Consider the following 23124-nt stretch of genomic DNA (forward strand, 5'->3'; position numbering starts at 1 on the left):
ATTGCCCGCGTCTTAAAGCCAAGCTATTACCTAAATAGTCTACTAGCGTCTCCCACCTGTTGTCAAGGTTCAGGATTAATATTTTAATTACCTCCGGCGGATCGTTAAGTGTCCGGGATGTGCTTATGATTGCAATTAGTTATTTGCAATCCTCACTGTTTTATGATTAAAATAGCGGCAAAAATTAATAATAAAGTGGATATGATAGCCGGGAAACTAATATCTCAACTTCATGGTCATCATCTGTTTTTGACACCATATCAGAAGGTTATTAACATCTGAAAACACAAAGGGCAAATTTTGTATAGATCTGTCAGAAGCGATCTATTAAAGGTATTCACAAGCCGTAATATCTCTGTATTATTGTTTCTTGGATTTTCTTCAGGACTGCCGCTTGTCTTGACATCGGGCACATTGCAGGCATGGATGGCTGTTGCAGGTGTTGATCTTCGTTCAATCGGTATTTTCTCTCTAATCGGGCTTCCCTACACATTGAAGTTTCTGTGGGCACCTTTCATGGACAGGTATGTTCCGCCCCTTTTGGGAAGACGCAGGGGATGGATAATACTGACTCAATTGGGCATAAGCATTGGTGTGGTTCTAATGGGCCTCGGGTCACCAAAGGAAGAACTGCTCTACTTCGGTGTTATTGCCATGATGGTTGCCTTTTTTTCTGCATCACAGGATATTGTCAGTGATGCATACCGGACTGACGTACTTATAGAACAGGAACGTGGATTAGGGGCCGCAGTGTTTGTTACCGGTTACCGCATTGCAATGCTTGTCGGCGGGGCAGTGGCGCTGGTTTTTTCCGACCAGATTGGGTGGAGAAATACATATCTGCTTATGGCAGGGCTGATGTTCATAGGGATTGCTGCTGCATTTTTCGGGAATGAACCTGACAACAATATCGTTCCGCCCAGGACACTTAAGGAGGCAGTAGGGGGGCCTCTTACAGACTTCTTTTCCCGCAAAGGCGCCATTGTGATGCTGATCCTGATAGTGCTTTATAAGTTGTGTGATGCCTATGCCGGAACAATGACGACACCCTTCCTCATCAGAGGCATGGGATTTACTGCAACCGATGTCGGCACCATAAACAAGGGGTTGGGGCTTCTCTCTGTAATATTTGGCGCTATGGCAGGCGGTACTCTGATGGTTCGGCTCGGCCTTTTCCGCTCACTCCTGATCTTCGGGATATTGCAGGCATTGTCTAATTTCTCATTTATGGCACTTGCATTGTATGGGAAGAGTTATGGAATGCTGATATTTGCCGTTGCCTTTGAGAACTTCAGCGGCGGGATGGGGACAGCCTCGTTTATTGCCCTGCTCATGGCACTTTGTAATCACAGATACAGTGCTACTCAATATGCACTCCTGTCATCCCTGTCTGCACTCGGCAGAATCTTTCTGGCCCCAACATCCGGTTATCTGGTAGAGTCAGTTGGCTGGGCAAATTTCTTTATCATTACAGCCTTATTCGCCATCCCCGGATTGTGGCTATTATGTAGATACCGGGATATAATAACTGACATGAGGCAGACAACTGTCAGCAATGAGTGAAGAAGCAATGAGTCGAAAGCAATGAGCAATGAGAATGAAATAAAAAAACACTATCTCATTCAGGGAGAGGGGAAGGCCAGTCCTGAGAGTATTCGAAGGAGTGAGGGTGGGTTTTTGTAAGGAGATTCATTATGGACAGAGAAAACAGCATACAGAAGGTTATAGAATATCACGAGCGCACCAAGCACTACCCGGATCGTTATGCAAGATCTCCAGGTGAACTCGATTGGGCAAACCAACCCGCTCCGTTCATGAGATACGAGGGCGCTCCCGTACTTGATATCCCTTTTATAGCAAAGGACCAGGAGACCAATTATTATGGGATATACGACAGGAGTGGAAATCCATCGAAAGATTTTTCTTTTGAAAACATTGGCGCCTTTCTTGAGTTGTCTGTTGGTCTTTCTGCATGGAAATCAATATCTGGAGATACATGGGCACTGCGTATCAATCCATCAAGCGGCAATCTCCATCCAACAGAGGTTCATCTCATCCTACCTCCGCTGAAGGAATCTGAGAATTGCGGCGGAGTTTATCACTATAATCCATACCGGCATATTGTTGAGTGGCGTGCAACATTTGATAATTCATTATGGTCAAAGCTAATATCGCATTTCAGGACAGATGGTTTTTTAGTTGCACTGAGCAGCATCTATTGGAGGGAGGCATGGAAATACGGGGAGCGGGCGTTCCGGTATTGTAATCATGATGTAGGGCATGCAGTGGCGTGTATGAGCTTCGCAGCTAATCTTTCTGGTTGGAAGGTAACATACCTTAATGCACTTTCAGACTCAGACGTGGAAACGATGCTGGGCTTCCATAAAACACCATGGATAGAACATGAGAAGGAAGAGGCAGACCTGATCTGTTTTGTTCACAGGTCATCAGAGGCAGACATAGCGGTGGATATCCCTGAAGATATTATATCTATATTCAAAAAACTTCCCTTTATCGGGGACCCGTCTTTTCTTAGTGAAGATCATGTCGTATGGGAAGTGATTGATGAGGTTTCAGCAGCAACTGTCAAGCCCGCTGCTGATAAGAAGGAATTTATATATAATGAAGATGAATTTATTGAACGGGAAATCACCGGGGTTAATGCGGCAGCTATCATACGCCAGAGGAGGAGCGGACAATCGTATGATGGAGAGGCGTCAATCAGCAGGAATGATTTTCTGGCGATACTCGATAAGACTATCCCTCGTAAAAATTGTGCGCCGTTTGATGCCGGTATTGGCAATGTCTCTGTTAATCTCCTTATATTTGCTCATCGTGTAACAGGACTTGACCCTGGATTATATATTTTGTTTAGAAATAAAGGGGATGTTGCAGAGTTCAAACGCAAATGCACAGCTGATTTATTATGGGAGATAGTTAGTGATGTGCCGGATACTCTGCCATTATATTTGCTGAAAAAAGGGGATTTCAGGCAAAAAGCATCTTATTATAGCTGTGATCAGGAGATAGCAGGAGACGGTGTGTTTTCCGCAGGGATGATAGCGAAGTTCAAAGCGAATATAGAGGATGAACCGCACGCATACAGGCGCCTCTTCTGGGAGGCAGGGATGATTGGACAGGTGCTATATCTTGAGGCAGAGGCGCATTCTCTGCGCGGTACTGGCATAGGATGTTACTATGATGACCTTGTGCACCAGTTGTTGGGGTTTACTGACAATACTTATCAGGATATTTATCATTTTACAGTCGGAAAGGCGCTGGAAGACACAAGGATAACAACGCTTTCCCCATACGGCCATTTGAAGAGATAGCAGATGAGAATACCCTCCCCTGAGAGAAATCGAAGGGGTGGGGATGGGATTTTAGATTGAAGACTATAGACATTCATACTCACGGAATCGGTGGCTTTGACACCAGGACATCCAATCCTGAAGACATAATCAGGATGGCTGAGATACAGGAATCCCTTGGCGTTACAGCTATTATTCCTGCAATATATCCAGACACGATAGAAATTATGCGTGAGAATATAATGGCAGTGAAAATGGCGATGGAAGTGCAAAGGTCAAGAGAGGCGGCAGGCAGCGCCGGCCTTCATGGCCGGACTAAATATGCTGCTATCCTGGGTGTCCATCTTGAAGGGCCATTTCTCAATTCTGCCAAATGCGGTGCGCTGATATCCACATCATTCATTGAACCGACTGAATCAAATCTAAGACATCTAATTGCAGGTTACGAAGATATGATAAAGATAATCACTATCGCCCCAGAGCTGAATGGTGCCGTAAAGCTTATCAGAAAGATATCTGACATGGGGATTATTGCAAGCATGGGGCATTCAGATGCAACGTTTTCTGAGGCAGAGCAGGGCTTCAATGCAGGGGCAAAGGGCATCACCCACATATTCAATGCCATGCGCGGCTTTCACCACAGAGAGCCCGGGATAGCTGGTTTTGGACTCCTCAACAAAGATGTCTTTATCGAGGTTATAGCAGACCCTCATCATCTTAATGTGAAGACACTTGAACTTATATTCAGGATAAAGAATCCGGATAAAATAGTCATTATTTCAGATTCAGTAAAATGGACGGAGATGTCAGGGGATGGCACAGGACGTGGCGCTATAAATGATGCCGGAACTCTTCAGGGAGGGTCAATGGGCATTACAGAATCGTCACGTAGATTAATAAAACATGGGTTCGATGAAGAGATTGTTAAGACACTTATAACAGCAAACCCGCTAAAATATCTTTCACGACCTTAGCTACGAACATGGCATTACCGCAAAGAAAAAAGGTTTACACTTACGCGGACTATGAGAAACTTCCTGAAGGGGCGCCGTATCAGTTGATTGGAGGTAATCTCGTAAAGGAACCGGCACCTGTACCATATCATCAGATTTTATCAAAAAGGCTCGCACTTGAACTTGCAACTTTTGTAGAAAAAAACGTACTTGGGGAGGTCCTATATGCCCCTACTGATGTATATTTTTCCGAGAAAGAGGTATATCAGCCGGATATTTTGTTTATATCAAAAGAGAGGATGAACATCATAGGAGAGAAAAATATCGAGGCAGCGCCTGATCTCATCATTGAAATACTCTCTCCATCTTCCGCCTACTATGATCTAAGACACAAGATGCGCGTTTATGAGGCATCCGGTGTAAAAGAATACTGGGTTGTTGACCCTATAGAAAAGGATATCGAGGTCTATCAGAATATAAATGGTGGGTTCAGGTTAGTCAATAAAGCCTGCCAAAGCGGTGTTATCCACTCAGTACTCCTTGAGGGGTTTGCTGTTGAACTGGAAAAGATCCTCAGGTAGAGGGCGATTCAATTTCATCTCAAGGTATTCAATGAATGTCTCACTTCCTAATGGTCTGCCGACCTTCTCATGAAAACGAATCACCTCATCTGTTTTTTTGTTAATGCCTCCTGATAGAAACCTCCGCCAGTCCCCTGCGATATCTATCAGGGGTTTGACATTTACCAGTGCGTCATCTTGACCTGAAATGTGTGCAGATGCACTGCTCTGCCATAAGCTTTATATATAATTCATAGTCCTCGTTGAAGAAAAATGTCTTCTGCCGACGATTCCCTCGCTGCGTTATATGGTGGGGGAGTCCACCTGCAACAACACGCCTTATTCTTGCCATATTAATTACTCGATTAGTTGTGGGGGTATTGAATAAATGAGTACTAAAAATGAATTTAAAGAGTTATCATTGCAGGTTTTATGCCTTGTTAGAAAGAAGGATATCAGGTATTCTTATCTAAGCAAGAAGAGAGTTAAGTATGGTGTCCCCGGAATTGCCGGAATGTCAAGAGGAAAACGGAATTGCCCATAAAATTTAAATATGACTAACATCGCAAATAGCGTATCAGTCATTTGAATAATAATTTGTTGAAAGAAGCATAGGATTATAACAGGACTAATATTACAAATCGAGCACTATTCATTTGCAAAATATATTTATAGCTATCAGATATGTCAATAATCTTCAAGCGCTATTGACCGGATCAAAACTTTCTGCTACGGTTCTGTAACTGACTAATACCGAACTATAAACTGTCTAATAACTGGTCAGGCGTATGCGACACCGCCTTTAAATGTCGCAACAAAAAGGAGATCGCCATGAGTCAATACCAAATCGCCGTTGTCGTCGGCAGCCTTCGCAAAGATTCTTTCAACCGGAAGCTAGCTAACGCCATTGTAAAACTGGCGCCACCGGAGTTTTCGTTCAAGCAAGTGCAAATCAGCGACTTGCCGCTCTACAACCAGGACGACGACGAGAATCAGGCCGAATCCGTCAAGCGACTAAAGGCCGAAATCGCGGCAGCCCAGGGTCTTCTGTTCGTCACGGCCGAATACAACCGTTCGATCCCTGGGGTGCTCAAGAACGCGATTGACCACGCCTCGCGCCCCTATGGCCAGAACGCTTGGGCGGGCAAGCCCGCTGGCGTGTTGGGTGCTTCGATCGGTGTCATCGGCACGTCCATGGCTCAACAGCATTTGCGCAATGTTCTCGCGTACTTGGACGTGCCGACGCTTGGCCAACCCGAAGCATTCATCCATGCAAAGGATGGGTTGTTTGACGAGGTCGGTAACATCGGTGCAGACAGCAAGGAATTCCTACAGAACTGGATAAACCGCTATGTCGCGTGGGTGAAAAAACACGCTGGCTGATACAGTAAAAACACGCCAAAATATTATTGCAGCGGAGCCGGGTCACGAGGGCAAGTCTCATAGGATAGCTTAGACACGGTTCCTCTGTGGTTTTCGCCTAACCCTGCATTCGAGCGGGACGTGCAAAAAGCCGCACGCCCCTCAATTTGAACGTTAGACAATAAAAATAATTAAATAACCACCAAAAAATCCAGCTGACGGCGCAATGTATCTTTCAACCCCTGACATAAGTTAGTCTGTCGCAGACAATTTACAAAATTAAAATTGACAGGTAAGTCTCATATTGCTAATCTACCCGAAATAATCCAGATTCATATAGATGGAGTTCGAATGGAAAGGAGAAAAACAGTATGAAAAGAATGGTTTTGTTGATCTTGTCAGTCAGCCTTTTATTTGTTTCTCATATCTCTGTTGCAGCGGGAGGTCCGGATTTTCATGAGGGTCTTTGGGAGATTACAAGCGTCTCGGAAATGCCCGGTATGCCTGCTATGCCTTCGGTTAAACAAAACCAGTGCATGACCAATAAAGACTATGTCCCGCACAGCAAAGAGGAAAAGGATTCTTCATGCACAGTCAGCGACCTCAAGACAAGTGGTAATACCGTTACATGGAAAATGATATGCAAGTCAAAAGAGGGTGATATGGATGGAAAAGGAACAATCACTTATAGTAAAGATAAGTTAGACGGCAGCTCTGTCATCAACATGCAGATGCCGGGGATGGGCAAGATGCAAATTAAAAACAAGTTGACAGGGCGCAGGATCGGCAATTGTAAATAGATGTGACCAACGGCATGAATGCCAGAGCTTCCAAGGATTATCCTTAGATCATATGGGGACTGGTTGTTATCTTGCCCAGGATGACACCATGCCTTGCCCCTGTAACAGAAGGGATGTTGCCTGCCTTTCTATTTAAAGTCTGATACCCGAGGATGGCAAAACTCATAGCCTCTTTTGCCTGCGCCGGAATACCGTATTCTGATATATTACGTATTATTACGCCATCGTCCTTAAACTTGTCATTAATCAATCCTGTCAGAAAGCAGTTATTTACACCTCCCCCTGTCAGAATAATTTCGTCCGGTTTAAAATTTGCGATGGAATTATATACAGTTGCAGCTGTCAGGTGAGTGAGGGTCGAGACAATATCATTAGGTTTAAACTTCCCGTATTTATTTAAGAGATATTTTAACATTGTTGTCCCAAAGGTCTCTCTTCCTGTAGATTTAGGAAATGTCTTCCTGAAGTAAGGATGGGAGAGGAGCTCTTTCAGAAGTCCCGGGATTAATTCCCCCTTCCTTGCAAATGCCCCGTTCTTATCGAATGATTTTCCCCCCTTTGAAATAACCAGCATTGCCTCATCTATCAAAGAATTACCTGGTCCGATGTCGAATGCAACAGTGTCATCTATCCTGTCCCTGACTATGGTAACATTAGCAATTCCGCCTATGTTTAATACTGCCCTTACTTTTCCTGGTTCACTGAAAAGAAGAAAGTCTGCCATAGGGACGAGCGGGGCGCCATGTCCTCCTGCGGCCATGTCAGCGGTCCTGAAATCAGATAAGGTTAATATCCCTGTCCGTTCTGAAATTACTGATGCCTCGCCAATCTGAAGAGTTGAGCCAGTGCTTTTACCCGATGGAGGGATATGGTAAATGGTTTGTCCGTGGGAGGCAACGGCATCTATATCCTCCGGTCTGAAGCCTGAATCCTTTAGTAACGAAAAGACAGCCTTGGCAAAGATATTGCCGAGGGTAAAGTTCAGGCGGCAGATTAGTTCTGTGTTTCCGCTGAATGCCATACGGATCTCATCCCGGAGCTGTTTGCTGTAGGGGACGTGAATGTGGCGGACTGGTGTAATATTTATTTCACTTGAAAACCCCGAATCAAATCCCCCCTCGCCCCCCTTTTCTAAAGGGGGGGACCTGATTTTACCCTTTAATAAAGGGGGATTAAGGGGGAATTCCACCAGTGCTGCATCCACCCCGTCATGAGAAGTCCCTGACATGAGGCCGATGATTCTTGTTATCCTTGTATCTGGTCGGGGAGCCTTGCCTTTAGACTGTGCTCCTGACTTTCCCTTATTCCCGGGGCTCATTCTCCCAGGGCCTTTCTCAGTGAATCGCCGGACAACTTCAGCAAATCCTTTGCGTCTTCACAACTTAATCCCTTCATATACATCAAAATTGAGGTCTTTGCGTTTCCCCCTGATTGGTCAAGTAATGTCTCCGCCTCTTCACCCCCGCATGCTGTAATCTCCTGTATAATATTGAGCGCCCGTTTTCTCAACTTAGTGTTTGAGGGGATAACATCCACCATGTAATTTTTATATACCTTTCCCAATTTTATCATCGCGGCTGTAGATATCATGTTAAGGACTATCTTGGTGGCGGTGCCTGCCTTAAGCCTGGTAGACCCTGCAATAATCTCCGGTCCAACCGGAAGATTAATTATACCGTCGGTAAAATCATACGCTGTATCATTACATGTCAATAACCAGCATTTAGCGCCTCTTCGTTTTCCTTCCCTGAGAGCGGATATGGTAAATGGTGTGGAGCCGCTTGCAGTGATTCCGAGCAGCATGTCTCTTTGGGTTACGCCATTCACTGCTTTTCTGCCTTCATCCTCATCATCTTCAGCGCCTTCAACTGCATTGGTTATTGCCCGCTCCCCGCCTGCTATTATGGCCTTTATTGTATCCGGGGTGACCCCGAAGGTCGGCGGGATCTCTGACGCATCAAGGACGCCAAGCCGTCCGCTTGTGCCTGCACCTATATATATCAGGCTTCCTCCTGATTGTATAGCTGCGGCTGCATCATTAATGGCAGAAGATATTGAGCTCTTTGCGCTATTGATTGTATTCATGACACGGAGATTCTCATAGTTCATAAGAGTGATTATCTCATCAAAGGGCAAGGTATCTAAAAGACTGGAATGGGGTTTCTTGTCTTCGGTATTCATTGCAATATTATGTTGTCAATTAACCGTGTATTGCCTATCCGGGCCGCAACAACAATTACTGTCCCATTTTCTGCAAATGTTTCTTCTTCAAGTGTCTCAGGGTTTATGATAGAAATATACTCTGTATGTACTGAAGGTTCTTCCTTAAGTACGCTCAATATGGTATTTCTCAATCTTTCTGTACCCGATACACCACTTTCGAATAACCTGCCTGCCTGCAGGAGTGAGCGATAAATAACAGCAGCAGCCTTTCTGTCGTCTTTCTTCAGATATTGATTCCTCGAACTCATGGCAAGGCCGTCAGCCTCGCGCACTGTCGGTAGAACAATTATATCTGTATCAACATTAAGGTCTTTTACCATCCGTCTTATTATGACGGTTTGTTGATAGTCTTTCTGACCGAAGAATGATTTGTGAGGTTTTATGATGTTAAAAAGCTTAAGGACCACGGTGGATACACCCCGGAAATGACCTGGTCTGGTTTTACCGCACAATATCTCAGAAAGGCCTTCAACTGATACATATGTCCTGAAGCCTTCCGGGTATATTTCGGACGGGGCAGGAGTAAAAAGTATATCAACTCCTGCAGACCCGGTCTTTTCTATATCACCTTCCATGTCCCGCGGGTATTGATTCAGATCTTCTCCGGGGCCGAATTGGGATGGGTTGACAAAAATGGAAACTATAACGATATCGGATTCTTCTTTTGCATGTTCCATCAGGCTGAGATGGCCCTGATGAAGTGCTCCCATGGTTGGGACGAAACCTATAGTCTTGCCTTCCTGCCGGAACTGCGAGGCAAGATTCTGCATCTCTGATATGTCTTTTATGACTTTCAGCACTCCCTGTACAAATCCACCTTATGTGTATCATTTAGATGCTTCAGGAGATCTGCAACTGTCTTGTTGAGTTTCGGGTGTATAACGTCAGGGGCTATTTCAACAAGAGGGGCAAGGACAAATCTTCTCTTGTCCATGTTCGGATGGGGGATAAGCAGGTCATCCTCTTCTATGACTGCGTCATTATACAGGAGAAGGTCGAGGTCTATAATTCGAGGTCCCCATTGCATAGTCCTTGTGCGGCCCATCTTATCCTCAATAGACAGACATAATGCCAGGAGCTCATGTGGAGGGAGGGTAGTCATTACCTCGACAACACAATTCAGGAACCAATCCTGACCTACATAACCTATTGGTTCTGTAACATACAATGAGGATGATTTTATGATCTTTATGTCAGTCCTGTCCTCAAGAAACTTTATTGCCTCTGTGATATGTTTCTTGCGGTCACCGAGGTTAGTGCCTAATCCTATAAATGCATTTATCAAGACATTCGCCGCCATGTTAATGATCAAGTGATCAGAAATCAAATGTTGTATCAGATAACCTTTTCTTCACCTCATTTAAAATTCTGGTTTCATCAGTCATATCCTTTGCCACAAAAGTAGCAGAAAATCTTACATAACTGCCAACGTCATCCCAGGGTACCGACGATATAAGTTTTTCCTTTATCAGAAACTCTGAGAAGTCTTCAGCAGAGTTGAATGCCTTGCCATCCCCGGTCCGCTTCGGTATCTTAACATAAAGATAGAAGGAACCCCTGGGCATCCTCGCAGGAAAAGCTGCTGCTTTAAGTGTATCAACAAGGGCCTTCAACCTTCTTTCATATTTTCTGCTGATCTCAGTCGTAAGCGATGCATTATCGAGTGCATATGCTCCGGCCTTCTGTATGGCCCTGAACTGCCCGGAATCGTAGTTGTCTTTTACAGAGCCATATGCATTAACTACCTTTTCATTTCCGGCAACAAACGCGATACGCCAGCCGGTCATGTTGAATGCCTTGGAAAGTGAGTGTATCTCTATGCCGACATCTTTAGCTCCTGGAATTGACAGGAAGCTGAGGGGTTTTCCGTCAAAATTCAGTGCTGCATAAGCTGCATCATGAACAACTACTATGTTATTCTTCGAGGCAAACCTTACAACCTTCTCGAAAAACTCTTTTGTAGCGGCGCCGCCTGTCGGATTATTAGGATAATTGATATAGAGCAATTTCGCACGTTGCCGCACTGATCTGTCAAGAGAAGCAAGATCCGGGAGGAAGTTGTTCTCCTCTCTTAATGGCAGATTAATAACCTCACCGCCATACCACTTTGTATGAGTACCCATTACAGGATAACCAGGGACTGTCATAAGTGTTATGTCTCCGGTATTAATAAATGCAGACGGCAGCATGGCAAGCGCAGGTTTAGAGCCTATACCATGAATGATCTCCTTATCAGGATTAAGTCCTTTTACACCGTAAAGGTTTTCCATGTATCGGGAAGCAGCTTCTTTGAACTCCAAAATGCCATTATCAGCATATCCCCTGTTTTCCCATTTTGCACACTCTTTTTGCAATACCTCCACAACGCCCGGAGGAGCCATGTCATCAGGTTCACCCACACCCAGGTCTATCAACTCTGCTCCCGGATTTGCCTTGAGTGCGGCGGCCTTGGCCCGCTTGATCTTTTCAAACTTGTATATTTTATCTTCCTTGCCGAACTTGCTTCCGCCTATCCGCTCAGCAAACATCTTCTGAATCTCATCTTCCATTAAAGAATCTCCTCCATGGAGTTTATTTTGTATCTTTAAGTCCAAGTACGTCCAACATATCGTAAATGCCTGGTTTTTGTTTGACCACCCACATGGCTGCCCTTACTGCCCCTCGGGCGAAGTTATCACGACTTTGCGCCTTATGTGTTATTTCAATCCTCTCACCTGTTCCACAAAACATTACGGTATGATCACCGACAATATCGCCGGCCCTGATTGACTGAACGCCTATTTCTTTTTTATCCCGCTCTCCGGTTATGCCGTGACGGCTGAATTTACCTACGACTGAGAGGTCTCTTCCCAGCGAGTTTGCAACTATCTGAGCCATCTTCATCGCTGTCCCGCTTGGTGCATCCTTCTTGTGTCTGTGGTGCGCCTCGACTATCTCAATGTCGTAATCATCTCCCAGAGCGATTGCCGCATCCTTTATGATCCTGAAAAGGACATTTACCCCGACACTCATATTGGGTGAAAAGACACAAGGGGATTTACTGGCAAGGCCTCTGATCTTGTTTTCTTCCTCTCTTGTGAAACCTGTAGAACCTATAACCCAGGCCTTGCCGGCAGCAGCCACTTTTTCCATATTGGCAATTGTTGCCTGAGGGGTTGTAAAGTCAATCACAACATCAGCCCTGTCCATGACATTCTCAAGGCCATACACTATCCTGACCTTCATGGGGCTTAATCCGGCAACCTCACCTGCATCCCTTCCGAATAGAGGATGCCCGTCCTGTTCAATAGCGCCCATAACTTCAATTCCTTCAGTCTGATGAATAGCACGTATAATACTGCATCCCATACGGCCTGCAGCGCCTGTTACTATTGCCTTGATCATTTTTATGCCTCAAATATTGTTTATTGGTTATATCAATCCGTATCTATTCAATGACTCTCTAAGTCTGTCCCTGTTCCCATCCGCAATAGGGCAGAGCGGCAGCCTCATTTCCTCACTACACTTATTCATCATTGCAAGTGCGGTTTTAACAGGGATCGGGTTTGTCTCGACAAACATAATCTGATGAAGGTCAAAAATACTGTAGTGAATCTGACGTGCCCTTGCCATGTCTCCTGATTTAAATGCATCCCACATGTCACCCATCTCTTTGGGGACTATATTGGCAGTTACGGAGATCATACCTTTACCACCTGAAGCAAGAACCGGGAAGTTAATAGCATCCTCACCTGACAGTATTGAGAGCCTTTCCCCGCAGAGCCTGTAAATCTCACAGATCTGTGTCATGGAACCACTTGCCTCTTTGATCGAGACAATATTTTCTATCTCCTCTGCAAGTCTTGCAACGGTTGACGGGAACATGTTAACCCCGGTCCTGCCTGGTACATTATAAAGGATAATAGGAATATCAACTTCTTCTGCGATTGCCCTGAAGTGTCTGTATAGCCCCTCCTGAGTCGGTTTGTTGTAGTATGGAGTAATCAATAATGCGGCATCAGCCCCGCACTCTTTAGCATATTTTGTAAAGTAGATTGCCTCATCAGTGCTGTTGGACCCTGTACCAGCTATTACAGGAACCCTTCCTGCCGCTGCCTCGACTGTAATCCTTACCAATCTGTTATGTTCATCATTGGACAGGGTAGCAGATTCTCCGGTAGTGCCGCACGGGACTATACCGTCTGTGCCATTAGCAACATGAAACTCGATCAGGTCACTATATGCCTTTTCATCTATCTTGCCATTTCTAAACGGCGTTATAATTGCTACGAAGGAACCCTGGAATACTGGCCTCATTTTAAAACCCCACCCTCACTCGAAATAGCCTTTCAAATCCCCCCTGCCCCCCCTTTTCTAAAGTGGGGTAACTAATTTCTCCCTTTGAAAAAGGGGGAGTAAGGGGGATTATTTTCATGTATCTTTGTGAGCCCGCAGCTCATGACGGTTCATCCCCCTTTACTCATTGCTTCTTCTACTCATTGCTCATTGCTTCTTAGGCTCATTGCTTCTTATAACTCTACATTATTTCTCCGCTGTATACTTCTTCAGCCGGTCCGGTCATATACACATGGTTGTCTTTTTCGTTCCAGTTAATCAGCAGGTCGCCGCCTGGAAGATGAACAGTAATCTCCCTTCCGGTATGTCCATTCAAGTTTGATGCTACTGCTGCGGCGCAAGCGCCTGTTCCGCATGCGAGGGTCTCGGCAGCACCCCGTTCCCATACCCTGACAGTAATTTCTCCCTTGTTATCCACCCTGACGAATTCAACGTTTATTCGCTTGGGAAAAAGGAGATGGTTTTCTATTTTAGGGCCATACTTTTCTACAGGAAAAGAAAGGAGATTGTTCTCAAAGATAACGGCATGCGGATTACCCATGGAAATGCAGGTAATAGGGAAGTCCATGTTTTCTATCTTCAGCAGATACCCCTTAACACTGCCTTCAAGATTAACTGGTATGGATGGTCCGTCGAGAATTGGTTCACCCATGTCAACCTGAATCAAATCTCCCTTTTTAACCGGTTTAATAATTCCAGCCAGGGTCTCAATTACAAGTTCATCCTTGACTGAGATACCCCTGTCCCAGATATATTTTGCAAAACACCTGATGCCATTGCCGCACATCTCCACCTGCGAACCATCGGCATTGTAAATGTCCATCCTGAAATCTGCTGATCTGGAAGGGTGGAGGATCAATGCCTGATCAAAGCCAATCCCAAACCTGCGGTCAGAGTATTCCCTGCAGAATGTACTCAACTGCGGCAAGTCCTGATTCCTTGCGTCAATCAGGATAAAGTCATTGCCAAGGCCATGCATCTTTGTGAATCTTAGTTTCACCTGAAAATACCCTTATCCCCCTATACTCATTGCTCATTGCTTCTTACTATAATTCTCCTCTGATCAAATCTTCGTAACTCTCACGCTTTCTTATAACGGTATACGTGTCTCCATCAACCATGACCTCAGCAACCCGTGGTCGGGAATTATAATTTGAAGACATGGTAAATCCGTAGGCCCCTGCACTCATTACTGCAAGCAGATCCCCTGGTTCAGGTTTCTTTATATCCCGGTCTTTAGCAAGGAAATCACCTGATTCACATATAGGACCGACTATGTCAGCCTTAAAAGATTCAACTGCCCGTTTTGCAACAGGCACTATTTCGTGATGGGCCTCGTATAGGCTGGGTCTTAGAAGGTCGTTCATCCCTGCGTCAACGATGACGAAGTTTTTAGTCTCTCCTGATTTAAGATATAGCACTTTGGTCACAAGCGTACCTGCATTACCGACCAGGACCCGTCCAGGTTCGAGTATCAGAGTGCATCCGGTATCTTTAATCATCGGCAAGAGTACCTTGCCAAGCTCCTTTGGATGGGGAGGTTTCTCTTGCCCGTATTGGATGCCGAGCCCGCCTCCGGCATCAATATATTTTATGTCAATACCTGTTTCCTTCAGTTCTTTTACAAGAATCAGAATCTTTTCCATTGCAGCCACAAACGGGCCTATCTCTGTTATCTGAGACCCAATATGTTTATGGATCCCGACTACCTCTATGTTTGGCAGGGTAGAGGCAAGCTGGTATTCTTCGAGTGCGTTTTTTATAGCGATCCCGAATTTGCTTTTCTTCAGGCCTGTGGAAATATATGGGTGAGTCTTAGGGTCTATGTCCGGATTAACGCGCAGTGCCACCCTGGCCTTAACTCCGAGGTTTCCTGCCACCTCGTTGATCTTCTGAAGTTCAAGAGAAGATTCAACGTTGAACATGAGTATTTTTGATTTTAGTGCAAAGGAGATCTCCTCACCGGTCTTGCCTATGCCTGCAAAGACTATCTTAGCAGGGTCAACTCCTGCCTTGAGCGCCCGGAATAACTCGCCGCCGGACACAATATCAGCGCCTCCGCCATGCGAGGCAAAGAGCTTCAGTATCGCAAGGTTTGAGTTTGCCTTTACGGCAAAACATACGATATGGGGTATCCCCTCAAATGCATTGTCAAATGCCTGATAGTGATTTCGAAGAGTGCCTGAACTGTAAATGTAGACAGGGGTTCCAACCTCCTGAGCTATCTTCCATACAGGAACCTTCTCACAATAAAGTTCACTTCCTATATATGTAAAGTCATGCATGAATCATTAATCTCCAAATGAGCAACTGCTTAATAGACCTCTTCTGCCGGTATCTCAAATAATAATGGATTTACAAGACTCGACTGGTTGATCTTTTCAACTGCTTCACTGAACGAAGCCTTAAGGTTTGTACATTTTATCTTATATGGGGCAATCTTGTCCTTTAAAGTGCCGAGATCAAACAGTGTGCTGAGGGCAGCCGGAGTAGTCTCTTTTAGATTTTCAAAGTTGATAACTATGTCCATCTTAGATTTCTCGACTGCTGCAATTATACGCTGTTTCAATTCTAATGCGTTTATCTTGTCCATTGTCCCTTCGAGTTCAATAAGTAATGCCTGCACCTTTGCGCTCTTCCTTACCTTTACATAGAGATTATTTCCTGCAATGCTGACCTGATCAGAGACATTGCCTATTTTTTCCCGTATGGTGCTGATGGCATTTGGTATCAAGCCCTCTGTCTCGATAGTCGGCAGCATTCCCGGTATATTTCTAAGAGTCTTTGCCAGCGGAGAAAGGCTCCCTGCCGGAACTCGCTTTACTATCTTTCTGAATGCATAGTTGACAGCAAGACGCTCTACTATAAGCATCTTTCTCGGGACCTTCCAGAAACTTGGAATTACACGCCTGAAGACTGACGGCACAGAGAAAAACTTGTGATACGCCCATAAAAAACCTTCCTGCAATGTCTCAGGACTCATAAGCTTAGGCTGGAATACGACATGCCTTCCATCATAGTTTTCCCAATTCGTATCAATAATCCTTCCTTCTGCTACCATCTGTTTGTGCAGGTTTGTTCCAGGTAAAGGGGTAAGAATATTAAACATTGCAAGCTCTATCCTGTTGCTTTCTAAAAACTCTACAGTTCGTTCAAAAACACTCTCATCATCGTTGTCGAAACCGAATATCATCCCTGTCATAATCTGCATTCCATAGTCATGGAACCTGCTGAATTCTTCTCTGTACTTATCCACCTTATTAAATCTCTTGTTTGCTGATGCCAGGTTCTCTGTTGAGATAGTCTCAACCCCTATGAAGAGGCCGGTGCAGCCGCTCTTTGCAGCAAGCTCCATGAGCTCAGGATCCCTTGACATGGTAAGACTTGCCTGACTCCCCCAGTTTATCTTAAGAGGGATCAGCTTCTTAAACAGCTCTTTAGCATACGCCTTATGGCCTGCAATATTATCATCAACGAAGACTACAAACTTTTTGTTCAGTCGTCTGACCTCTTCCACAACCTCATCTACCGGTCTGAGGCGGAACTGGTTGCCGCCAAAGACGGTGACTGTACAGAAGTCACAATCAAATGGACATCCGCGGCTGGTCTGTACACAGTTGGTAGTCCAGTAGGCTCCGGGCTTTAACAGGTCCCTCCTCGGCGTTGGCAGGCATTGAAGGTCTGAGAGGTTTTTTTCTACATACATGGGTTTCATTTCGCCGCGTTTGAAATCCTCTATCAGCATTGGCCATGTCTTCTCTGCCTCTCCAACGACCACGCTGTCTGCATGTTGAGCTGCCTCATCCGGGCACATGCTGACATGTATGCCTCCGAGTACAACCTTTACCCCTCTTGCCCGGAACCTGGCGGCTATCTCATATGCCCTCGTTGATAGAAATGTCATGACAGATATGCCGACAATGTCAACGTCCGCGTTAAAATCAATATCCTGCACACATTCATCAACTATTCTTACATCGACGTCGGATGGAGTATACGCAGCAATAGTCGGCAGACTGAGTTTAGGGAACCAGAATGCCTTTACATCCTCCGGTCTGTATGCAAAGACCGATTTTTTGTTTTCCGGATTAATTAATAATACTTTCATTCACAATACTCCTTTTCGTTGCTATTTTTTCCGGCGGTCTCGGGTCACCTTTTCTCCCGCAGCCACCCACTACTAAAAGCGATATGATAAAAAAGACCTGAAGCAGGGCAATATACCTCATAGTCTGTTGTTTATTATCTCCTTTAACCTCTTTAATACCATCTCTGTCGCTGTGCCTCCTGTTACACACCTGATATTGACCGAGGCTTCAGGAGGTATCATATCATAAATGTCCTTCTTAAACCTATCAGAAAATTTTGACAGTTCTTCGAGGCTGACCTCCTGAATCTCCTTTCCTGTTTTTAAACAGTGGCTTACGAGTTTACCTGTAATTTCATGTGCTGTCCTGAAAGGCACCCCTTTTCCGACAAGATAGTCGGCTACATCTGTAGCCCACATGTACCCCCTGGAGGCTGCATGAGCAGTAATTTTATCCCTTATAATTGTCCCGGCAATTAATGCCGGGAATATCTTTAATGCAGAAAGAATTGTATCAACTGTGTCAAACAGCGGCTCTTTGTCTTCCTGCAAGTCCCGGTTGTAAGTTAATGGAAGGCCCTTCATCGTAGTAAGTACAGAGGTAAGGTTTCCATATAATCTGCCTGTCTTGCCGCGCATGAGTTCAAGTATGTCAGGGTTTTTTTTCTGCGGCATCATGCTTGATCCCGTACAGAATGCATCCGGGAGTTCTATAAACCGGAACTCCTGAGTGGACCATATGATCATGTCTTCACTGAGCCTCGACAGATGCATGCCAAGGACTGCAGATGCAGAAAGGAATTCAATGACAAAATCCCTGTCACTGACAGCGTCCATGCTGTTTTGGGAAACCCTGTCAAAACAGAGTAATTTAGCGACGTATTCTCTGTCCAGCGGGAAGGAGGTACCTGCTATTGCACCTGAGCCTAAAGGCATCGAATTAACCCTTTTAATGCTATCAGCGAGTCGTTCCCTGTCTCTCTCAAACATTTCCCAATAGGCAAGCAGGTAATGGGAAAATAGGACCGGCTGGGCAGCCTGCAAGTGTGTATATCCGGGCATTATCACACTGATGTTTGCCATTGCCTTGTCAACTAATACCTTCTTAAACTCAGATATCGAGTCAATTGTCTCCTCAATAACATCCCGAAGGTAAAGCCTGAGGTCAAGGGCTACCTGATCATTCCTGCTCCTTGCAGTATGCAGCTTTGCGCCTGCAGGACCTATCTTGTCAGTAAGCCTTTTTTCAATGTTCATGTGTATATCTTCTAATTCTACAGAGAATGAAAACCTCCCGTCTTCAATCTCTTTCTCAATCTCCTCAAGCCCCGTTACGATGTCTGATACTTCCTTTTTTTTAAGCAGACCGATCCTGCCAAGCATCTTTGCATGCGCGATGCTTCCGGAGATATCATACTTATAGAGGCGTTTATCAAACGATACAGACTCGGTAAACTCCTCAACTGATTTTTCAGTCGGTTTGGAAAACCTGCCGCCCCAGAGTTTCTTCTTTTTCATTTTTTCTGGTTCTTCAACCTCAGGGCATTTATCCTGATAAAGCCCTCTGCATCCTTCTGGTTATAGCCCTCACCCTTCTCAAAGGTGACGATCTCCGGTCTGTATAATGACACAGGGGATTTCCGGCCGACTACGATACAGTTCCCCTTATATAACTTTAACCTGACGGTCCCGGTCACATTCTCCTGTGAGGCGTTTATTGCCGCCTCAAGCATTTTCCTCTCCGGGGAAAACCAGTAACCGTTGTATATGAGCTCTGCAAACCTGGGTATAAGCGAATCCCTGAGGTGCATGACCTCACGGTCCATGGTTATCGTCTCTATTGCGCGGTGGGCAAGATGCAGTATAGTGCCGCCAGGGGTTTCATACACTCCGCGAGACTTGATACCTACATATCTGTTTTCTACAACGTCAACGCGGCCTATGCCGTTTTCACCTCCGGCCTTGTTTAACTGAGACAGAAGCTTGAATGGTGACAGATGTTTCCCGTCTATTGTAACAGGAATCCCTTTCTCAAAGCCAATTTCTAATAATACTGGCTTATCAGGCGCAGCCTCAGGAGATACAGTGAGAGAAAACATGTCTTCAGGATATGATGCCCAGGGGTCTTCAAGTATCCCGCCTTCATAGCTGATATGAAAAAGATTGGCATCACAGCTGTAAGGTTTTGCCCTGGTTACAGGTACAGGTATGTCATGCTTCTTTGCGTACTCTATCAAGTCGCTGCGTGATTCAAAGTCCCACTCCCTCCATGGCGCTATTATCTTGATAGAAGGGGAGAGTGCGGAGTATGTCAGTTCAAACCTGACCTGATCGTTCCCTTTTCCGGTAGCCCCGTGTGCTACTGCACCGGCACCCTCACGCAGGGCTGCCTCTATCTGTTTCTTTGCTATGAGGGGTCGGGCCAGGGATGTACCCATCAGGTATGTCCCTTCATAGACTGCATTGGCCTTCAGTGCAGGATATATATAGTCCCGGACAAATTCTTCCCGTACATCCTCAACAATTGCCTTGCTTGCTCCTGTCTTAATGGCCTTTTGCTCTATGGCCTGTAAGTCTTCTGACTGTCCGAGGTCAGCAATAAATGCTATAACCTCACACTCATATTTTTCAATAAGCCACCTGATAATCACCGATGTATCAAGCCCGCCTGAGTAGGCAAGCACAACCTTATTTGTATTCATTAATAACTCCTCGCTTTACACTCATTGCTTCTTATAATCATTGCTTCCTATAACTCATCAGCATTTCCAGCAGTGCCTTCTGCATATGCAGTCTGTTCTCTGCCTGGTCAAATACGACTGACTGATGGGATTCCATCATGTCATCTGTAATCTCTTCCCCTCTGTGGGCAGGCAGGCAGTGTAGGATAATGGCATCAGCAGCAGCCTTTTTCATTAACTCTTTGTTTATCTGATATTCTCGAAAAATCTTCCTGCGGCTGTCCTCTTCTTTTTCCTGCCCCATACTTGTCCAGACATCTGTATAAACGACATCTGCACCATTAGCCGCATCAAAGGGGTCTTCCATAACTTCAATGACAGCCCCTGTCTCCTTGGCCTTTTGAACAGCCATTTCAACTATCTTTGCATCAGGCTCATAGCCTGCAGGAGTCGCCACCCTGAGGTGCATCCCCATAAGTGCCGCACCTTCAATAAGAGAGTGTGCTACATTATTACCATCTCCAATATAGGTAAGCCTGATTCCGGATATGCGTCCTTTATTCTCCAGTATAGTGAGAATGTCAGATATAATCTGACATGGGTGATGCCGATCTGTAAGGCCATTTATTACCGGTATTGACGAGTGTACTGCAAACTCCTCGATCATCTTTTGTTCAAATGTCCTGATAACTATTCCATCGAGATACCCGGCGAATATCCTTGCAGTATCTCTGATCTCTTCACCCCGTCCCATCTGTATCTGATGAGGAGAAAGATAAATGGAATGTCCGCCAAGCTGTAATATGGCGACCTCAAAAGATAATCGTGTTCTCGTAGACTGTTTCTCAAATAACAATCCGAGGGTCTTACCTTTCAGTGAACTGCATTCAACCCCTTCCTTTAGAATAGCCTTGAGTTCTTTTGCCCTGATAATGAGCGATTCTATCTCTTTCGCAGAAAGGTCATATATAGTTAATAAATTCCGTGTCATATCCTGATGTTTTTAAATACATCCGTGAGTGTATCAGTTAGTTTATTAATGTCTGGCTGACTTATGTCCAGCGGGGGCAGAAACCTCAGTACGTTCTCCATAGTACAATTTATTATGATCCCCCTTTTTATACATTCTGTGACGATAGTCTCCCCGCTAATATTCAATTCCATGCCTGTGATGAGCCCTTTACCCCGGACATCCTTTATCAAATGAGGATATTTCAATTTGAGATCATTAAGTTCTGCAACCAGATAGATCCCCATCCTCCTGCAGTTATCAAGCATGAGGTCATCTTCCGTAAGTATCTTTATTACCTCTATAGCGGCGGAACATACGAGTGGTGTACCGCCAAAAGTAGACGCGTGGGTGCCGGGTGTAAAAGCCGCTGCAACAAAATCTTTGGCAAGCATAGCCCCTATCGGCAGGCCGCCTCCCAACCCCTTGGCGAGGGTAATTATATCAGGCTCTATACCGGAATGTTGATATGCAAATAGTTTTCCTGTCCTGCCTATGCCTGTCTGAACTTCATCAAGGACAAGAAGGATACCTTTAGAGTTACATATTTCTCTGAGATGCTTAAGATAATCCTTGTCCGGGATATTGACCCCGCCTTCACCCTGTATAGGTTCAATCATGATAGCGGCCGTCTTTTCTGTTATAGCCTTTTCCAGTGCCGCAATGTCATTGAAAGGGACATATGAGAATCCAGGTAACAAGGGGGAAAATCCCTTGTGAAACTTGTCCTGTCCTGTTGCCGTAAGCGTTGCCATGGTCCGGCCATGGAATGAGTTAAAGGCGGTAATTATTTCATATCGCCCTGTTCCCTTTTCCATCGAATATTTTCTGACTAATTTGATAGCCGCTTCATTTGCCTCTGCACCGCTGTTGCAGAAGAAGACCTTGTCTGCAAAAGAGTTCTCAACAAGCAGCTTTGCCAGATTAACCTGCGGTTCTGTGTAGAAGAGATTTGAAGTATGAACCAGCCGCTGAGCCTGTTTCTGGAAGGCCACCGTGACCCGGGGATTGCAATGTCCAAGGTTGTTGACTGCAAGACCGCTTACGAAATCGAGATATTCCCTGCCTTCCTCGTCGTACACCCGGTTTCCCCTCCCTTTAACTATTAAAAGGGGCAGCCGTCTATACGTGTTCATTATATATTTGCCTGCTTCATTAAATAATTCATTAGCAATCATTCGATAATTACCCCGATAAATACCACACTTAAGCCTATCATTAATAACATAATTACCCTAAATAATCAATGTGAAATATGCAGGTAGTGTAATGCCCCGGTGAATGGTGGTGAATTGTCACCCTGAACCTTGAGCTGAATTAGTTTCAGTATCGTTTCAGCGTCTATATGAGACGCTGAAATAAGTTCAGCATGACATGACATTTCCCTTTTACTGAGGATTACCTGAATCATAATGATTGACTTTGCATCCAGTTAAGGGTAAATTATAGACTATAGGGAAGGGTGTTTAGTTTATGATTATCGAGATATCTGTGAGTGTTATAGCTGTATGTATTGTGGTGATGACTATCCGCGTGTATACCGTCAGTATCCGGGTGGAAGAGACGATGAGGCGGTGGGAGGAGTTTATGTTGCGTATAGAAAATGACATAAGACCGATCCTGTATGAAGCGAAAGATGTTCTAAACGATGTTAAGGGGGTTGTTGAAATAGTAAAAGAAGGGACTTGGAGGGTCAACAACGCTATAGAGATTGTATTAGGACCAGTTCAGACCTTTGGTATTTTTATGAAGGCTTTAAAGGCAGGAACAAAAACATTTTTTAAAAGAAAAGGGGGTGATTAA

Annotated in this window: 23 protein-coding genes; 8 read left to right on the forward strand and 15 right to left on the reverse strand. The window is 45.0% G+C overall.

All coding sequences use genetic code 11. From position 1 onward, the window contains the following. The first annotated feature begins 297 nt into the window (after positions 1-297). The 7 genes from IT392_11565 (at position 298) to IT392_11595 (ending at position 6986) form a co-directional block, all read left to right on the forward strand. On the forward strand, positions 298-1563 hold the full coding sequence (locus IT392_11565; protein ID MCC6545111.1) for an MFS transporter: 1266 nt from the start codon (positions 298-300) through the stop codon (positions 1561-1563). 131 nt (positions 1564-1694) lie between these two features. Further along, the gene (locus IT392_11570; GenBank protein ID MCC6545112.1) at positions 1695-3332 is read left to right on the forward strand and encodes a SagB/ThcOx family dehydrogenase; all 1638 of its coding nucleotides are present in this window, start codon (positions 1695-1697) and stop codon (positions 3330-3332) included. A gap of 56 nt (positions 3333-3388) precedes the next feature. After that, positions 3389-4285 (forward strand): hypothetical protein, encoded by an 897-nt coding sequence (locus tag IT392_11575; protein ID MCC6545113.1) that lies wholly within the window; start codon positions 3389-3391, stop codon positions 4283-4285. A gap of 8 nt (positions 4286-4293) precedes the next feature. Further along, positions 4294-4845, forward strand: coding sequence for a Uma2 family endonuclease (locus IT392_11580; protein ID MCC6545114.1), 552 nt, complete (start codon positions 4294-4296; stop codon positions 4843-4845). Positions 4846-5212: 367 nt separating this feature from the next. Further along, positions 5213-5368, forward strand: a complete 156-nt coding sequence (locus IT392_11585) for a hypothetical protein (GenBank protein MCC6545115.1) — start codon at positions 5213-5215, stop codon at positions 5366-5368. A 287-nt stretch (positions 5369-5655) separates the two neighbouring features. Further along, a complete protein-coding gene (locus tag IT392_11590; protein MCC6545116.1) occupies positions 5656-6207 on the forward strand; it encodes an NAD(P)H-dependent oxidoreductase in 552 nt (183 codons plus the stop codon). A gap of 350 nt (positions 6208-6557) precedes the next feature. After that, positions 6558-6986, forward strand: a complete 429-nt coding sequence (locus tag IT392_11595; protein MCC6545117.1) for a DUF3617 family protein — start codon at positions 6558-6560, stop codon at positions 6984-6986. A gap of 43 nt (positions 6987-7029) precedes the next feature. On the opposite strand, the gene IT392_11600 is transcribed toward IT392_11595, so the two are convergent. The 15 genes from IT392_11600 to IT392_11670 all read right to left on the reverse strand — a co-directional run bounded on the left by IT392_11600 (position 7030) and on the right by IT392_11670 (position 22732). Then, positions 7030-8304 carry an anhydro-N-acetylmuramic acid kinase gene (locus IT392_11600; GenBank protein MCC6545118.1) on the reverse strand — a complete coding sequence of 425 codons (1275 nt, stop codon included), beginning with the start codon at positions 8302-8304 and terminating at the stop codon, positions 7030-7032. Next, positions 8301-9167, reverse strand: coding sequence for an N-acetylmuramic acid 6-phosphate etherase (murQ, locus tag IT392_11605; GenBank protein ID MCC6545119.1), 867 nt, complete (start codon positions 9165-9167; stop codon positions 8301-8303). The genes IT392_11600 and murQ overlap by 4 nt, the downstream gene beginning before the upstream one ends. Then, a complete protein-coding gene (locus IT392_11610) occupies positions 9164-10006 on the reverse strand; it encodes a pantoate--beta-alanine ligase (protein ID MCC6545120.1) in 843 nt (280 codons plus the stop codon). Before IT392_11610 ends, murQ begins: the two co-directional genes overlap by 4 nt. After that, entirely contained in the window at positions 10003-10509 is a 507-nt protein-coding gene (gene folK / locus IT392_11615; protein MCC6545121.1) for a 2-amino-4-hydroxy-6-hydroxymethyldihydropteridine diphosphokinase, read from the reverse strand. The genes IT392_11610 and folK overlap by 4 nt, the downstream gene beginning before the upstream one ends. A 16-nt stretch (positions 10510-10525) precedes the next feature. Continuing rightward, a complete protein-coding gene (locus tag IT392_11620) occupies positions 10526-11758 on the reverse strand; it encodes an LL-diaminopimelate aminotransferase (protein MCC6545122.1) in 1233 nt (410 codons plus the stop codon). Positions 11759-11780: 22 nt separating this feature from the next. After that, on the reverse strand, positions 11781-12593 hold the full coding sequence (dapB, locus tag IT392_11625) for a 4-hydroxy-tetrahydrodipicolinate reductase (GenBank protein ID MCC6545123.1): 813 nt from the start codon (positions 12591-12593) through the stop codon (positions 11781-11783). 27 nt (positions 12594-12620) lie between these two features. Beyond that, the gene (locus IT392_11630) at positions 12621-13505 is read right to left on the reverse strand and encodes a 4-hydroxy-tetrahydrodipicolinate synthase (GenBank protein ID MCC6545124.1); all 885 of its coding nucleotides are present in this window, start codon (positions 13503-13505) and stop codon (positions 12621-12623) included. Positions 13506-13725: 220 nt separating this feature from the next. Continuing rightward, complete coding sequence (locus IT392_11635; GenBank protein ID MCC6545125.1) at positions 13726-14544, reverse strand: diaminopimelate epimerase; 819 nt, start codon at positions 14542-14544, stop codon at positions 13726-13728. Positions 14545-14590: 46 nt separating this feature from the next. Continuing rightward, positions 14591-15829: a diaminopimelate decarboxylase gene (gene lysA, locus IT392_11640; GenBank protein ID MCC6545126.1), complete on the reverse strand. Its 1239-nt coding sequence runs from the start codon at positions 15827-15829 to the stop codon at positions 14591-14593. Positions 15830-15858: 29 nt separating this feature from the next. Next, complete coding sequence (locus tag IT392_11645) at positions 15859-17652, reverse strand: B12-binding domain-containing radical SAM protein (GenBank protein ID MCC6545127.1); 1794 nt, start codon at positions 17650-17652, stop codon at positions 15859-15861. Between the two features lie 117 nt (positions 17653-17769). Further along, positions 17770-19149, reverse strand: a complete 1380-nt coding sequence (gene argH, locus IT392_11650) for an argininosuccinate lyase (GenBank protein MCC6545128.1) — start codon at positions 19147-19149, stop codon at positions 17770-17772. Then, a complete protein-coding gene (locus IT392_11655) occupies positions 19146-20333 on the reverse strand; it encodes an argininosuccinate synthase (protein MCC6545129.1) in 1188 nt (395 codons plus the stop codon). Before IT392_11655 ends, argH begins: the two co-directional genes overlap by 4 nt. Before the next feature lie 37 nt (positions 20334-20370). Beyond that, positions 20371-21303 (reverse strand): ornithine carbamoyltransferase, encoded by a 933-nt coding sequence (gene argF / locus IT392_11660; protein ID MCC6545130.1) that lies wholly within the window; start codon positions 21301-21303, stop codon positions 20371-20373. After that, positions 21300-22499 carry an aspartate aminotransferase family protein gene (locus tag IT392_11665; GenBank protein ID MCC6545131.1) on the reverse strand — a complete coding sequence of 400 codons (1200 nt, stop codon included), beginning with the start codon at positions 22497-22499 and terminating at the stop codon, positions 21300-21302. The genes argF and IT392_11665 overlap by 4 nt, the downstream gene beginning before the upstream one ends. Before the next feature lie 65 nt (positions 22500-22564). Next, a complete protein-coding gene (locus IT392_11670; protein ID MCC6545132.1) occupies positions 22565-22732 on the reverse strand; it encodes a hypothetical protein in 168 nt (55 codons plus the stop codon). Between the two features lie 62 nt (positions 22733-22794). Here IT392_11670 and IT392_11675 point away from each other — a divergent pair, with 62 nt between their 5' ends. Next, entirely contained in the window at positions 22795-23124 is a 330-nt protein-coding gene (locus IT392_11675) for a hypothetical protein (GenBank protein ID MCC6545133.1), read from the forward strand.

This window comes from Nitrospirota bacterium (genome assembly GCA_020846775.1).
GTDB lineage: Bacteria > Nitrospirota > 9FT-COMBO-42-15 > HDB-SIOI813 > HDB-SIOI813 > RBG-16-43-11.